Origin of the sequence: Pseudomonas sp. FP215 (genome assembly GCF_030687795.1) — a bacterium.
Lineage (GTDB): Bacteria > Pseudomonadota > Gammaproteobacteria > Pseudomonadales > Pseudomonadaceae > Aquipseudomonas > Aquipseudomonas salmasensis.
Genome location: NZ_CP117447.1, coordinates 1,617,317 through 1,631,553, shown reverse-complemented (window position 1 = coordinate 1,631,553; position 14,237 = coordinate 1,617,317). Strand labels below are relative to the sequence as shown.

Sequence of the window (14,237 nt, the reverse complement as noted above, 5' to 3'; positions counted from 1 at the left end):
ATCTGTAGAAACGTACCAAGGGCCTGGAAAATTAGACGCTGGCTACGGCCGCCGCCAAGGCGCGCCCGAAAATCTCGGCCACCTGGTCGACTTCGCCAGCGGTGATCACCAGCGGTGGCAAAAAGCGCACCACACTGCCATGGCGCCCGCCCAGTTCCAGGATCAGCCCGCGCTTGAGGCATTCGCGCTGCACCAGCGGCGCCAACTGGCGATGCACCGGTGGGTGGCCCTGACTATCAGGCGTGCCAGCTGGGTCGACCAGCTCCACCCCCAGCATCAGCCCACGCCCGCGGATATCCCCCAGGTGCGGGAAGTCGCGCTGCAGGAGGCGCAGGTGTTCACCGAGGCGCTCGCCCATGGCCGCCGCATGGCCTGCCAGGTCGTGATCCTTGAGGTAGCGCATCACCGCCGAGCCCGCCGCCATCGCCATCTGGTTGCCACGGAAGGTCCCGGCATGGGCGCCCGGCAGCCAGGTGTCGAGCCAGTCGCGGTACACCACCACCGCCAGCGGCAGGCTGCCGCCAATGGCTTTGGACATGACCACCACATCCGGGATGATGCCGGCATGTTCGAAGGCAAACATTTTGCCGGTACGCCCAAAACCACTCTGGATTTCATCGACGATCAACGCCACCCCCGCTTGCGCGGTGATACGGCGCAGGCCACGCAGCCAGTCGAGGTCCGCCGGGATCACACCGCCCTCACCCTGGACCACTTCGACAATCACCGCCGCTGGCAGCAACACGCCGGCTTCCGGATCGTTGAGCAGGTTTTCCAGATAATGCAGGTTGACCCGCACACCCTCGGCGCCACCCAGCCCGAACGGGCAACGGTAGTCGTACGGGAATGGCAGGAATTGCACGCCATTGCCGAGCAAGGCGCCCAAGGGTTTCTTCGGCCCCAGGCTGCCCATCAAACTCAGCGCGCCCTGGCTCATGCCGTGATAGCCGCCCTGGAACGACAGCACAGTGCTGCGCCCGGTGGCGGTGCGCACCAGCTTCAACGCGGCTTCCACCGCATCGGTGCCGGTGGGGCCGCAGAACTGGATTTTCGCTTCCCGCGCCAGCTCCGAAGGCAGCAAACCGAACAGGTCCTGCACGAATTGATCCTTGACCGGCGTAGTCAGGTCCAGGGTGTGCAGGGGCAGTTCGTCGCTCAACACTTGCTGGATGGCCTGGATCACCACCGGGTGGTTATGCCCCAGCGCCAGGGTGCCGGCACCGGCCAGGCAATCGATGAACCGGCGTCCCTCAACGTCTTCCACATAAATGCCCTTGGCGCGCTTGAGCGCCAGGGGGATGCGCCGTGGGTAACTGCGGGCGTTGGATTCCTGCTGGCGCTGACGGGCCAGCAGCGGGCTTTCGTCAAACTGATAGAGCGTTTCCGCGGCCTGCACCGGGGCGTCTTCGATACGGCTGGTAGCGACTGACATCTCTGGATCCCTCAATACGCTGATGATCGTGACCAAACTGCCGATCCGTTGGCGTCTGGCCCAAGGGCATGCGCACGGATTTCCTGTTGTGGAGACGCTTCAGATGCACGGGGATTTAGGAGGTTGGTCGGATATTTACCGGCTGTGCAGTTCGCCACAGCCACCGCTAACCACGATGCGAAGCGAGCCGCTCTTGATCTGCTTTTGATCTGAAGCGCCCCGTTAAACCACGCTGGCCGAACACAGGCTTGAATTCGTGGGTAACCCGGCAGGACGCCGGGTTAGCCGCCCCGCGCCATGGATGGCGCGTGGCGGCGGCCCACGGATTCAAGCCTGTGTTCGGGCACACCGAGCCCAAGCGAGGTGCCGAGTGGTGGGGCAAGAGCGCTTTGCTTACTTTCGCGCTTTTCGAAAGTGAGCCGCCGTCAGGGCGGAACCCTAAGCGGCCGTTACCGCAGCAATGGATATGTACACAATTCAACTGTGTTGACTGTCAGCCGCCTTCGCGAGCAAGCCCGCTCCCACAGTTTGATTGCGGGGTGTCAGAGAGATAGGCGTCGGCTGGCAGGCCGTCATCGCAGGCAAGCCCCACAGTTAGATCGACGTCGGCTGTCAGGCCGACACGGGGGCAAGCCCTCTCCCACATGGGGCCCCATATTTGAACAGTACTCGGCATCAAATCCCCCGGTACTTTTCGTTCAGTGCATACAAGATCGCGCAAGTCTCTGCATCCAGGAACCCACAATAATCCCGTGGCCGAAAGTGCATCTGAAACGCTCGGGTACGCTGCTCAAAGGCCCGACGATTCTGCGCGGGCTTGTAGCCATACCGCTGAAACGCCCGCTCCACTTCCACCTCCGGCGGCAAGCCAACACAAAAGCGGCGCTGGTACATCGCCCGGGTCGACTCATCAAACCAGGCCCCGATGCCGGCTTCATGCAGCACACGCCAGGGCAACCGAGGCCCTGGGTCGCTCTTGCGCCAGTAGGCCACATCCGAATGCCCGAGCCAGTCCGTAGGGCCGACCTGCGGATAGCGTTCCAGCAGGTCGCGAAGCAATTCAATCAATACATCAACCTGCGCCGGTGCATATTCAGGAAAGGTAAAGACGCCCGCGTCATCGCGCGCCAGGTTGACGATTTCAATGCCCATCGAGCGGCTGTTGAGATCGGCCTTCCCCGCCCAATAGCTCACGCCTGCGTGCCAGGCGCGCTGCCCCTCGTCCACCAGGCGAAACACACGCAGCTCTTCATAACCGGCAGCGCGGTAGCTGGGTTCATCGGGGTCGGGCAGCAGATAGTGGGCGCTGACGCCATCTTGGGTGAGGGTGCGCAGCGAGCAAGCAAAGGGCGAAGCGGTGTAGTGCAAAACCACCTGTTGCACGGTTTCGCCGCGGCGGTCGTTGAAATCCCTGGCAGGGTAACTGGTGTCGATCACCAACATAAGAACGGTCCTTTTCAATTCAGGCCGACTCATTCGGCCCGTTCAAGCGCAAAAAAATTACCGCCATCCTGAAGGCTTGAGCTTCAGGCGGGCGGTAATTATTTGCCACGTGAAAAGTCAGTTCAGCGCCGCAATGGCATACCCAGGTCGACCCGCATACCATCGGGCTGGCTGTCAAAATGCAACGAGCAAGAGCAGCGCTGCACGATCGCTTGGACAATCGCCAGGCCCAGGCCACAGCCTTCGCTGCTGCCATTGCGCCAGAAACGTTGGGTGAGGTATTGCAGGTCTTCGCTGGAGATCTGCTGGCCATGGTCACGCACGCGGAACACCACGTTATCCGGGGTGGAAAACACCTGCAGTTCCACGCGGGTATCGGCCGGGGTATGGCGCAAGGCGTTGTCCAGCAGGTTACGCAAGGCCGCGACGGCCAGGCCCACGGGCATTGCCACTGGAACAGGGGAAAGATCCGGCGCCAGGATCAGATCGATGCGTGAATTGTCACCGGCGTTGGCATCCTGGATCGCCAACCTGGCGACTTCCTCGGCACTCGATTGCAGGCCATCATCAAACGACAGGCTGCCCTCCACTCGCGCCAGCAACAGCAGTTGCTCCAGGGTGCGATGCAAGCGGTCGGCGCCCTCCTCGGCGTGCGCCAGGGACTGGTCGCGGGCCGCCCCCTCGGTCATGCGTGCGACTTGCAGGTGGGTCTTGATCGCGGTCAACGGGCTGCGCAGTTCATGGGCGGCGTCACCGGTCAGGCGACGTTCGCGCTCGATGGTCTTGGCGATGCGTTGCAGCAATTGGTTCTGGGTGTCGAGCAACGGTTTGAGTTCGCTGGGCAGCGGATGAATCTGCAAGGGTTCGAGGGAATCGGCACTGCGCCGCATCAGCGCGTCACGCATCCGGTTGAGCGGCACCAGGCTCTGGCCGATGCCCAGCCACAGCAGGCACAGGCAGCCCAGCAACGCCACGCCGACCGGCACCGACGCCGCCAGCAGGATCGACAGGTTCAGGGCCTCGCGCTCCACCTGGCGGTCGGCGGTGGTGATCAGCAAGTCGCCACGGGACAGGGTAAAACTGCGCCAGCCCACGCCGTCGATGATCTGGTCGCGAAAGCCGCTGCGGCGCGACTCCAGCCCTTCCTCAGGCGTGGTATGGCTGCGCGCCAGGATCTCGCCGCGCAACGAACTGACCTGGCAGGCCATGCCGCCCGGCACATTCAGTTGTTCGGTGCGCAAATGCGCGCCACCGCTGACACTGGCCAGGCCCGGCATCTGCTCGGTGAGCCCGGCCACCATGCGCGCCGAAGCCACCAGGCGCTGGTCGAGGGAAAACATCATCTGGTTGCGCAAATCGTTGAGCATCCAGGCAGCCGCCAGCACCCAGATCAGTACAAAAGCGGCGCCCAGCTTGAACGTCAGGCGCAGACGCAAGCTCATCACGGGGTGTTTTCTCCCCCATCAGCCGTGCCCAGGCGATAGCCCAGCCCCCTGACGGTTTCGACAATGCCGTTGCCCAACTTGCGCCGCAGGTGGTGGATATGCACGTTGAGGGCGTTGCTTTCCAGTTCGTCGCTGAAGCCGTAGACGCTGTCTTTGAGCTGTTCGCTGGACAGTACGCGGCCCTTGTTGTGCAACAGCGCCTGCAACAACGCCTGTTCACGCCGGGACAAATCTACCGGCTGGCCGCCGAGGAAGGTCTCGCGGCTGCTGGGGTCATAGGCCAGGCGGCCATGTTCGATCAGGTTGACGCTGCGCCCCGCCACCCGGCGCAGCAGGGTTTGCAGGCGCGCGGCGAGTTCGCGCAGGTCGAAGGGCTTGAGCAGGTAGTCGTCGGCGCCGGCTTGCAGGCCGTCGACGCGGTTGGTCACCGAGTCCCGCGCGGTGAGGATCAGCACCGGAATCTCCAGCCCCTGGCTGCGCTGTTGTTGCAGCAGCTTGAGGCCGTCCTCGTCGGGCAAGCCAAGGTCGAGCACCATGATGTCGAAGGCGGCGGCCTTGAGCATCGCCCGCGCAGCCGAGGCCGTGGCCACGCGTTCCACGGTAAAGCCCTGGGCGGTCAGGCCGGCCACGATGCCACTGGCGATCAGTTCGTCGTCTTCACAGACCAGTACGTGCATGGTTAACCCTTCATGAATGATGGCGCGATTAGAAAAGCCACGGATTAAGCGCGCATTATGCCGTTAAAGTTGGCAACACCGGATAATCCCTACACTCTAGAATAGCGGCGGTTAATCATCGGTTAATCAACGCCACACATTGTGTGCCTCACTTGCATCGAACTAAGGCTTGACCATGCGGCATCTGTTTACCTTTCTGCTGGTGTTGTTCGCGGGATTCGCCCAGGCAGCGCCGGGCAGCCCCTTCGAAACCAAACCCGATTTCCTACCGGTGGGCAAAGCCTTCGCCTTTACCTCCGAACGTCTTGAAAGCGGCGAAACCCAGCTGTTCTGGCAGATTGCCGACGGTTATTACCTGTACCAGCAGCGCATGAAGTTCGACGGCCTGGCCGAAAAACCCGTGCTGCCCGAGGGTGAAGCCCATAGCGACGAGTTCTTTGGCGAGCAGCAAGTGTATCGCCAGGGCCTGGAAGTGAAGATCCCCGCCGGCACCACCGGCCAGGTCAAGCTCGGCTGGCAGGGCTGCGCCGATGCGGGCCTGTGCTATCCGCCGCAGTCGATCACCGTGGACCTGGGCGGCAACCCGGCCGTCGCCGCCACCGCGCAGGCCCAGGATCAAAGCCTGGCCAGCGGCCTGCAGCAGCGCAGCCTGGGGTGGAGCCTGCTGGTCTTCTTCGGCCTGGGCCTGCTCTTGGCGTTTGCGCCCTGCTCGTTGCCGATGCTGCCGATCCTCGCCGGCCTGGTGGTGGGCAGTGGCGCCAGCCCGCGCCGTGGCTTTGCCCTGGCCGGCAGCTACGTGGTGTGCATGGCGCTGGTGTATGCCGCCCTGGGGGTGATGGCCGCGTTGCTCGGCGCCAACCTCGCCGCGCTTTTGCAAACGCCGTGGATCCTCGGCAGCTTTGCGGCGTTGTTCGTGCTGCTCGCCCTGCCGATGTTCGGCTTCTTTGAACTGCAACTGCCCGCCTTCCTGCGCGACCGCCTCGATAACGTCAGCCGCCAGCAAAGCGGTGGCAGCCTGGTGGGTGCCGGTGTGCTCGGCGCGTTGTCCGGCCTACTGGTGGGCCCATGCATGACCGCGCCCCTGGCTGGCGCCCTGCTGTACATCGCCCAGAGCGGCAACGCGCTGCACGGTGGCCTGATCCTGTTTGCCATGGGCATCGGTATCGGCATTCCCTTGTTGCTGCTGGTCACCGTGGGCAATCGCTTCCTGCCCAAGCCGGGCACCTGGATGAACGTGCTCAAGGGCGTCTTCGGTTTCCTGTTCCTGGGCACCGCGGTGCTGATGATTCGCCCAGTGGTCGGCGACAGCCTGTGGATCGGCCTGTGGGGCGCCTTGGCGCTGGTGATGGCGTACTGTGGCTGGGCACTGGCCCGTGAGTCCGGCCTGGCGGCCAAGGTATTCGGCGCCGGTTCCCTGGTGCTGGGCCTGTGGGGCGCGGTGCTGGTGGTGGGTGCGGCCGGTGGCAGCGATGAGCTGTGGCAGCCGTTGAAGGTCTACAGCGGCTCGCGGCTCGCCGCTGCACCCAGCGCTCACGATGCCTTCACCACCGTAAGCGACCCGGCGGTATTGCAAAGCCAGCTCGACAGCGCCAAAGCCCAGGGCCAGTGGGTGCTGTTGGACTATTACGCCGACTGGTGCGTGTCGTGCAAGATCATGGAGAAACAGGTGTTCGGCAAACCCGAGGTGATGGACGCGCTCAAAGACGTGCGCCTGTTACGCCTGGACGTCACCGCTGACAACGCCGCCAGCCGCGAGCTGCTGGGCCGCTACAAAGTGCCAGGGCCACCGAGCTTCGTGTGGATCGGCCCGGACGGTGAAGAACGCCGCGCCCAACGCATCACCGGCGAAGTAGACGCCGCCGCGTTCCTACAACGCTGGACCCAGACGCGGGACGCTCTCTGATGCTGACCCTCACCATCGGCACCTTCGCCATCGCCCTGAATCACCTGCTGCTGATCAGCGCGCTGATTCTCGCCACCCTGGTGGGCTGGCGCGTGGCCAAGCGCGGCGGCGAGAACCCGGAGTCGGTGCTGTTCAGCCTGTTCCTGCTGGGCCTGCTCGCCGCCCGCGTCAGCTTTGTGCTGATGTACTGGAGTTATTACAGCAACGACTGGGTGGAGATGGTCGACCTGCGTGACGGCGGCTTTCTCGCCTGGCCCGGGATCATCGCGCTGATCCTTGGCGCGCTGGCGTACGGCTGGCGTCGCCCAGCCCTGCGCAAGCCCCTCAGCGCCGGGGTGATCACCGGCCTGTTGTTCTGGGGCATGACCAGCCTGTCCCTGAGCCTGTATGAAAAAGGCACGCGCCTGCCGGACATCACCCTGCGCAATGCCAATGGCGACGTGGTGCAACTGGCGGATTATCAGGGCGGCCCGTTGGTGATCAACCTGTGGGCCACCTGGTGCCCGCCGTGCCGACGCGAAATGCCGGTGCTGGAAAACGCCCAGCGCATGCGCCCCGACGTGACCTTCCTGTTCGTCAACCAGGCCGAAAGCATGCAAAGCGTCAGCACCTACCTGGCCACCCAGGGCCTGAACCTCGACAACGTGCTGTTCGACGCCAGCGGCCGCCTTGGCCAGGCCGTGGGTTCCATGGCCCTGCCGACTACGCTGTTCTACCAAGCCGATGGGCGCCTGATCAACAGCCACCTGGGCGAACTCTCCGAAGCCAGCCTGGCCCGCGCCATGGAACCCTTCGACAACGCCACGATAAGGAAACCGACATGCCTCGCCTCCGCCACCTGCTGACCCTGCTGCCTTTGACCCTAGCCGCTGCGCTGGCCCAGGCCGAAGACCTGCCGGCCCCGATCAAACAGATCGAAGCCAAGGGCGCCAAGATCATCGGCAAATTCGATGCGCCCAGCGGCCTCACCGGCTACGCCGCCCAGTACCAGAACCGTGGCATGGCCCTGTACTTGACCGCCGACGGCAAAAACGTCATCGCCGGCAACCTGTACGACGCCCAGGGCAATGACCTGAGCACCGCGCCCCTGGAAAAACTGGTGTATGCGCCGATGGCCAAGGAAGTCTGGGCCAAGATGGAAAACAGCAGCTGGATCCAGGACGGCGACAAAAACGCCCCGCGCACCGTCTACCTGTTCAGCGACCCCAACTGCCCGTACTGCAACATGTTCTGGGAACAGGCCCGCCCGTGGGTCAAGGCCGGCAAGGTGCAGTTGCGCCACATCATGGTCGGCATCATTCGCGAAGACAGCCCAGGCAAATCCGCCGCCCTGCTCGCCGCCAAAGACCCGCAAAAAGCCCTGCAAGAGCACGAAGCGGCCGGCAAGGGCAGCAAGCTCAAGGCCTTGGAAAAGATCCCGGCCGAGGTCGAGGCCAAGCTTGATGCGAATATGAAGCTGATGGATGAACTGGAGTTGTCGGCGACGCCGGCGATTTTCTATCTGGATGACAAGGGGGGGTTGCAGCAGCAGCAAGGGGCGCCGTCGCCGGATAAGTTGGTGAAGATTCTTGGGCCTAAGTAAAGTTATAAAAGTACAACCGTTATAAAACGCCCTCGCCTCATGCGAGGGCGTTTACATCGCTCTGGCTCATTTACAACCAAAATGTAAAGTTATCTACATAGATCCAATCGCTAGCGATGAGATCTATCCTTGCTATCTCCCTACCGCCTCCCGAGAATTCCACCCATTGATTAAGCCCTCCAGATGCATAGTGCCGAGTAGTGCGTCCTAGCCAACCACCAGTGCTATCAAAAAAGTCCGCATGAAAGGTCTGATTAAGCGCGGCAATACCGAACTGAACTTTTTTGCATGTAAACTTTAAATCCAAACGTAAAACCTGTGGTCGCGGCAGACCGTTAACGAGATAGGACATCAAGATGGCTGGACCGGAACTGAACGGTGACGCTTCATAACTATGAATACCCGCCTGCTCAGGACCCGAAACGAAGGTTATATCCATGGTAGGGACACTAAAACGCTGCCCCGCCGAGATAAAACGGTCTGACTGACCCGTAAAGTTCTCATAGCGAATTTTGGGGGGAACAATAACTGTCAATTCCAAAGATGGAAACCGCACTGCGTCCGTTGCACTTGAACTGCCGTCAGTCGTGACCTCGCAAAAAACAGTCAACGGGCTGTGATCTTTCAATTTTTCCAATTCAGATCGCAGCAGTACTGCCGACAACCCGTTATCGACTTCCTCTGAAATTACGCGTGGGTCTATACGCACGTTGATCGTATGAGAAGCACCGTTTTCGAGAGTCCCAACAACACGCAGAAAAGCATTTTGGCCTTCAAAAGCAAACCACCACGCTTTGTCGAAGTTTGCGTCATACACGGTGATATGCGCATCACCGGTAAAAGTCTGAAGATCTAAAATCCCGCCTTGAGTAGCAGGTGGCGTAGCCTCTGGCACAACGGGTGTCGGCAACCGGGTCGGCACACTGATCTTCAACGCAAGCGTCTTCGACGGCGCCAGCTTACAAGTACTGGTCACTATGTAATTGATCAGGATTGTTTTACCCGCACCCTGGATCACCGCTTTACGCGGGACCGCGAAATCGACATAGCCAGGATCGCTGTTGCCCGGTTTTGATTCCAACGGCAGGCTCGTACCGTCAGGCTTGACCCACTTGAGGTCGATCATTTGTTTGGGGCCGATCCGTTCATATTGAACCCGGACAATCACACCGTCACGGCCATTCCAGATAGTCAGTTGGTCCTCCACCGCTTGGCGCACCTTGGGAGGGGGTAGTGTCAAAGCCTCCTGCTCTATGATGAAGGTCCGAACAGGGAACTCAATAGCAGTCCCCAGTACACACTGGCCATCGAAGTTCGCCGCAAAATGCAGTTCAAATTCGCTGCAATCCGCCAACTTTTGCAGTTTGGTCCTGTCTATCGGCGTATCGACCCCATCGTGTAACCAGGGAGCGTCAAGCGGCTCACCCTCCAACACATAAAAATGATAGTCGCTGCCATCCTCAAGCGTACCGGTTACCCACATCCAGCAGCAGTCCGGCTCAAGGGCATAGCTCCAAATGGGCACCAAGCCTGTTGCATCGCCACGAAAGGTATTGAGGTCCAGCCTATTGCCCGTGGACTGTTCAATATCCGACTTCGGCAACCCCGTGATACCCAGCACTTTCATCTTACGCTCGGGTGAAGACCACTGGCTGCCATCGCAGCGCGTGACGCCGTACGTCAAGGTAATGGTTTGGTCAAAGTTGGCGCGAATCGCTGAAGGCGCTACCGCAAACACCAGGCTGGTTTCACCCTCAATCACCTGGCGACACTCCAGTACCGGCGTTCCTGGCCCCGGCATCCCGGAAAGTTTCGGGCACACCGTGTCGCCGCTGCACATGCCCTCATACGCCACAACAATATGCGCGCCGTTAACCGTGTTTATGGGGTTGACCACCCAGCCGTCGAACTCGGTGTGTACCGCTTCTTTGAGCTCAGGTGACGAGAGTTCCAGGTGAGGCTCGGTGAGCAACGTCAACACTAGCGAGGGGAACGTTCTATAGGGGTTAGCCAGACTGAAACGCACGGACGCTGAAACAAACAGTTCGCTGTCATGTTTAAGCTGTTGAAGCAACTCTCGAGGGATAGCCCGGCGCCACCCAACGCGTACGTCTTCTTCTGTAACCAGTTCATCCTTGAACGGATAAAGCCTGGCCTTGGAGCCATCGGGATAGACGCCGCCTATATAGCAGTTGATCGTTTGGATTGTGCCGATAAATGCCCAGGGTGGAATGTAAATAATCGGATCTTTACCGCACAATAGAGAAAGATCCAGCTTGCCATCGATCGCTTCGAGAATCTGTTCCTGAGGCAGGTTGGAAGGCAGGCTGATCCATACTTGACCTTGCAAAGACATTTGATCCTCACCGTTTCGAGTAACGGTGTAGGTGAACAACACGTAATTGTCCAACCATAGTGCTATGTATTCGGGAGGGATATAAATGTTGATACACCCTGCGTCGTTGCCATTTTGGGGTGGTATCGGCGGATAGGGGCTGCCCGCCAGTGGCCAATTCAGAGTGATACGGTCAGTTGCCTGCATGTCGTCGTAGCAGACGCTGACATTGCCTCCGTCTAGCAGCGTGAGTGAATCGACACGGCCATTTTCGTCAGCCTCAACCAGCGTTGGCTTGGGCAGATCAAGGGCATCCGGCAATAAATTGGGCATGGGGAGAATTCCTTTCAGTGGACAGGTAGCGCCGAGAAGCAGGTGTTAGTCCTAATCGGCACTGTTTCATCACATCGAAAAAACACTGCTTTTCCTACTGTCAGAATTCACAGTTCTCTTCCAAAAAAAGCACTATCCGACCATTGGACAATGCCCACTACACCTTAAAACGCTCTCAGAAAGACACCTGCGCACAACGGATGTCGCGGCCAGGCTAGAGGCCAATATGAAATCGATGGAGTGGTCGGCGATTTTCTATCTGGATGACAAGAGGGGGGGAAATGCTCCTGGGTTACCGGGAGCATTTTAAAAAAGCACTTAGGCCGACAAGCCGGCCCACTTAGTCAGTAGTAGAACTGGAAGCTATCCAAGTACGAGTGCTGCTGACTAACAACGCTGATCTTGTTGATTAACTTTCCATCCGGGGCGCTGAAGTCTACCCAGCTATTGATTGACAATCCCGAACGCGTCCCAAGGAGTTCGCCGTTGCGGCCATAGAAGTAGCACACCCCATAATAGGCATTGCGCGTAAAAGCAAACCTGACACGCAGATACTCACGTTTCAGAAACAGGTCAACTGATTGAGAGGGCGTCGGCCCCTCAGTACCAGTGGAACAACTCAATGCGATGGCATTGCCTGAGGTCATTCCAGGAACAGCTGGTGAAGCCGCATGGATACCGACGATACCGGACCTGGCTGTAATGGTCATTGTCGGCGTCTGTGCTGGAGAGCCCGCCGGAAAGTAACCCGGCAGCGTAGTCGTAAAGTCCTCGGTGACTAACGTTATCACGCGCACGATCAGTGTCCGCGATGGACACACCACATTCTCATTCAAGCTAGCGTCCGTTGCCACGCTGAATGTCAGGGTCAAATTGGTGTTGTCTTTTAACTTATCCAAGTCCGTTCGCAGGACTGGATATGTCACCCCTTCTGTCACCTCCTGAGGTGTAATGGTCCTGTCAGCATATATATCGAACGTATAAGGGGTGTCGTTTTTATCAGTTCCCGTTGCCCGCAGCCGGCACTTCTGCCCTGCCCGCAAAAACCACATAGGGTCTTCGTGGGAGTTGGCATTCCCGGCAAATATTCTAGTGTCCAAGATGGCATTCTGGGTATTTGGCGGCGTCGCCTCCAGTACGTTCGGCGTTTCCAGCCGCGTAGGCAGACTGATATTCAGATTCAGAGGCAGTGAAGTCTGGAGCTTGCACGCAGTGGCCACGGTGTAAGTGATAGGTATGGTTTTTCCCATGCCCTCAATGACCGCTTCCGGCGGCAGAGCGAAGATGACAGGCCCTACCGTACTGCCGGGTTTGGAAATCAGGGGCCAGCAGGTATCGTCTTGCTTGCGCCAGCAAACACTGATGCTGTGTTTGGGGTTGTTGCCAACGTAATTCACTTCCACATGCACACCACCACGACCATTCCAAGCGGTCAAATCGGAGCCCACTGCTTCGGTCACTGAAGGCTCAGGCAGGACAAGCGGCTCCTGCTCGATGTTGAAAACTTGCGAAGGGAACACCTGCGCGTTCGCAAGCGTAGAGGCATCGCAAAAAGCCACCGCAAAGTGCAACGTAAATGTGCTGCAATCGGCCAGTTTTTGCAGATCACTCCTGCGGATAGGTGCATCGACCCCATGCGCCTTCCAATCATCAATAACTGCGACACCCGCTAAAATATCGAACCTATAGGCGCTACCGTCTTCATGCTCACCAGTAGCCCACATCCAACACTGGTTTGAGCACTCGGCATAGGCCCATACGGGCACCTTGGCCATCGCATTCTCGCTGAATGTGCGGAGGTCCAGCGTCCCTCTGGTTGCCTCTTCAATATCCGGGTGGGGAAATTGGGGCGCTGAAACACTGACCACCTGTCCAGGGGATTGCTGTTCATTATCGTTGAACGCAAGGGTGTAGGTCAGCGTCATTGATTTGTCGAAGAAACACGCGACGATACAGGGCGACAGAGTGACAGCCGGAAGATCGCCGTCATGCTCAATGGTCACGCAATCAAGCAGTTTTCGTCCATAACCCGGCCCGTTTACATAGAAACAGACACGGTCGCCTGCATAGGTATCCAGGTTCAAAGCCTCTACATGCCCGCCCTCCCTGGTAAGTTCAGGGTTGAGCCACCATTCACCGTTATATTCCACAGACTCCTTCAGACGCGGAGGTGGCAGGTCTAACTCAGGCGCCACTATCAAAGCAGCCGTGCGGCGACGCTGAACTTCGAGTGCATTTCTAGGCAGGCGAGTTTCGAGATGCGGGTCGACGTCGGCATAAGGTTTGGCCGGCAAGCCGCTGGTAATCCAGGCAGATTGGAGCGTGATGGATCTCCATGGTTTACGCCGTGCCAGCCAGCCCCGCGCTATTTCAGGCCGCAGTGGAGTACCGCTGGCGACGTCCTCTTCAGTCAGCAGATGATCGTAAATAACGGTGTAGAACGTGTGCGGCGGAGCGTCTTGCTTGGTGACTGCCGTGCAGTAAACCTTATCACCTGCCTTCGCAAGAGGATGGAGCGGCACGAGGACCGTTTCGTTCCCGGGGTGGTCATTCATGTCATAGGTAGGCGTGTTGTGAAGGAGCTTTTCGTGCAGCTGTCGGGGGGCAAGTTCTTCACTTTCACTTTCCGGGTAGAACGATATGCGCACCTCCTTGACCAGCGAAGCCGCTACCTGCCCTTGCGAGCGTCCTGTATAGGAAATAAGAGCCGTGAACCCCATGAGCGTCGTCAAGTAGTCCAATGGAATATCGATATCTCTGGCTCCTGACTCACCGCTTGAATCCACCAAATCCTCAAGTAGTAGTTCAGGTGCCTCCTTTGCACCGAACTTGACGGTAATGTCTGAACTGTCCATGCGTGGATCAACAGTCAGATATGAGCCTTTCATTGCAGAGGGAACGACGCTTGAGTGGACCTCGCTGGAAATCAACGGCGCATTGACTTCAAGTGCATTTGGCGTAGCCGTTCTCGGTTTAGGCCTCTGTGGCTTTGGCGCGTTTTCAACACTCGGTGAGGTATTAGAAGCGGGAACGGGAGGTTGCTTGGCCATTTTCAGAACTCCGTGTTCAAGAGAGGTAGGTATCCTC

9 protein-coding genes are annotated in these 14,237 nt (G+C 59.3%); 3 read left to right on the top strand and 6 right to left on the bottom strand.

Annotated elements, in window-relative coordinates; translation table 11 throughout:
- Positions 1-31: 31 nt before the first annotated feature.
- The 4 genes from PSH76_RS07330 to PSH76_RS07315 form a co-directional block, all read right to left on the bottom strand.
- Positions 32-1,432, bottom strand: coding sequence for an aspartate aminotransferase family protein (locus PSH76_RS07330; RefSeq protein ID WP_098950756.1), 1,401 nt, complete (start codon positions 1,430-1,432; stop codon positions 32-34).
- 675 nt (positions 1,433-2,107) lie between these two features.
- A complete protein-coding gene (locus tag PSH76_RS07325; protein ID WP_305493813.1) occupies positions 2,108-2,875 on the bottom strand; it encodes an N-acetylmuramoyl-L-alanine amidase in 768 nt (255 codons plus the stop codon).
- Positions 2,876-2,997: 122 nt separating this feature from the next.
- On the bottom strand, positions 2,998-4,317 hold the full coding sequence (locus tag PSH76_RS07320) for an ATP-binding protein (protein WP_014719306.1): 1,320 nt from the start codon (positions 4,315-4,317) through the stop codon (positions 2,998-3,000).
- Positions 4,317-4,997 carry a response regulator gene (locus PSH76_RS07315; RefSeq protein WP_032895992.1) on the bottom strand — a complete coding sequence of 227 codons (681 nt, stop codon included), beginning with the start codon at positions 4,995-4,997 and terminating at the stop codon, positions 4,317-4,319. Before PSH76_RS07315 ends, PSH76_RS07320 begins: the two co-directional genes overlap by 1 nt.
- Positions 4,998-5,172: 175 nt before the next feature.
- Between PSH76_RS07315 and dsbD the strand changes: the two genes are divergently transcribed.
- From dsbD to dsbG, 3 genes are read left to right on the top strand one after another with little or no spacing between them, the layout of a single operon-like run.
- Positions 5,173-6,900: a protein-disulfide reductase DsbD gene (gene dsbD, locus PSH76_RS07310; RefSeq protein WP_044274927.1), complete on the top strand. Its 1,728-nt coding sequence runs from the start codon at positions 5,173-5,175 to the stop codon at positions 6,898-6,900.
- Positions 6,900-7,745 carry a TlpA disulfide reductase family protein gene (locus PSH76_RS07305; RefSeq protein ID WP_032895990.1) on the top strand — a complete coding sequence of 282 codons (846 nt, stop codon included), beginning with the start codon at positions 6,900-6,902 and terminating at the stop codon, positions 7,743-7,745. Before dsbD ends, PSH76_RS07305 begins: the two co-directional genes overlap by 1 nt.
- Positions 7,721-8,482, top strand: coding sequence for a thiol:disulfide interchange protein DsbG (dsbG, locus tag PSH76_RS07300; protein WP_044274929.1), 762 nt, complete (start codon positions 7,721-7,723; stop codon positions 8,480-8,482). The genes PSH76_RS07305 and dsbG overlap by 25 nt, the downstream gene beginning before the upstream one ends.
- Before the next feature lie 70 nt (positions 8,483-8,552).
- Here dsbG and PSH76_RS07295 read toward each other — a convergent pair whose 3' ends face one another.
- On the bottom strand, positions 8,553-11,150 hold the full coding sequence (locus tag PSH76_RS07295) for a hypothetical protein (protein WP_305493812.1): 2,598 nt from the start codon (positions 11,148-11,150) through the stop codon (positions 8,553-8,555).
- 344 nt (positions 11,151-11,494) lie between these two features.
- Complete coding sequence (locus tag PSH76_RS07290) at positions 11,495-14,200, bottom strand: hypothetical protein (RefSeq protein WP_305493811.1); 2,706 nt, start codon at positions 14,198-14,200, stop codon at positions 11,495-11,497.
- Positions 14,201-14,237: the final 37 nt, after the last annotated feature.

Coding starts and splice junctions, on each gene's coding strand:
- PSH76_RS07330 (WP_098950756.1), bottom strand. CDS start 1,432: ATGTCAGTCGCTACCAGCCGTATCGAAGACGCCCCGGTGCAGGCCGCG.
- PSH76_RS07325 (WP_305493813.1), bottom strand. CDS start 2,875: ATGTTGGTGATCGACACCAGTTACCCTGCCAGGGATTTCAACGACCGC.
- PSH76_RS07320 (WP_014719306.1), bottom strand. CDS start 4,317: ATGAGCTTGCGTCTGCGCCTGACGTTCAAGCTGGGCGCCGCTTTTGTA.
- PSH76_RS07315 (WP_032895992.1), bottom strand. CDS start 4,997: ATGCACGTACTGGTCTGTGAAGACGACGAACTGATCGCCAGTGGCATC.
- dsbD (WP_044274927.1), top strand. CDS start 5,173: ATGCGGCATCTGTTTACCTTTCTGCTGGTGTTGTTCGCGGGATTCGCC.
- PSH76_RS07305 (WP_032895990.1), top strand. CDS start 6,900: ATGCTGACCCTCACCATCGGCACCTTCGCCATCGCCCTGAATCACCTG.
- dsbG (WP_044274929.1), top strand. CDS start 7,721: ATGCCTCGCCTCCGCCACCTGCTGACCCTGCTGCCTTTGACCCTAGCC.
- PSH76_RS07295 (WP_305493812.1), bottom strand. CDS start 11,150: ATGCCCAATTTATTGCCGGATGCCCTTGATCTGCCCAAGCCAACGCTG.
- PSH76_RS07290 (WP_305493811.1), bottom strand. CDS start 14,200: ATGGCCAAGCAACCTCCCGTTCCCGCTTCTAATACCTCACCGAGTGTT.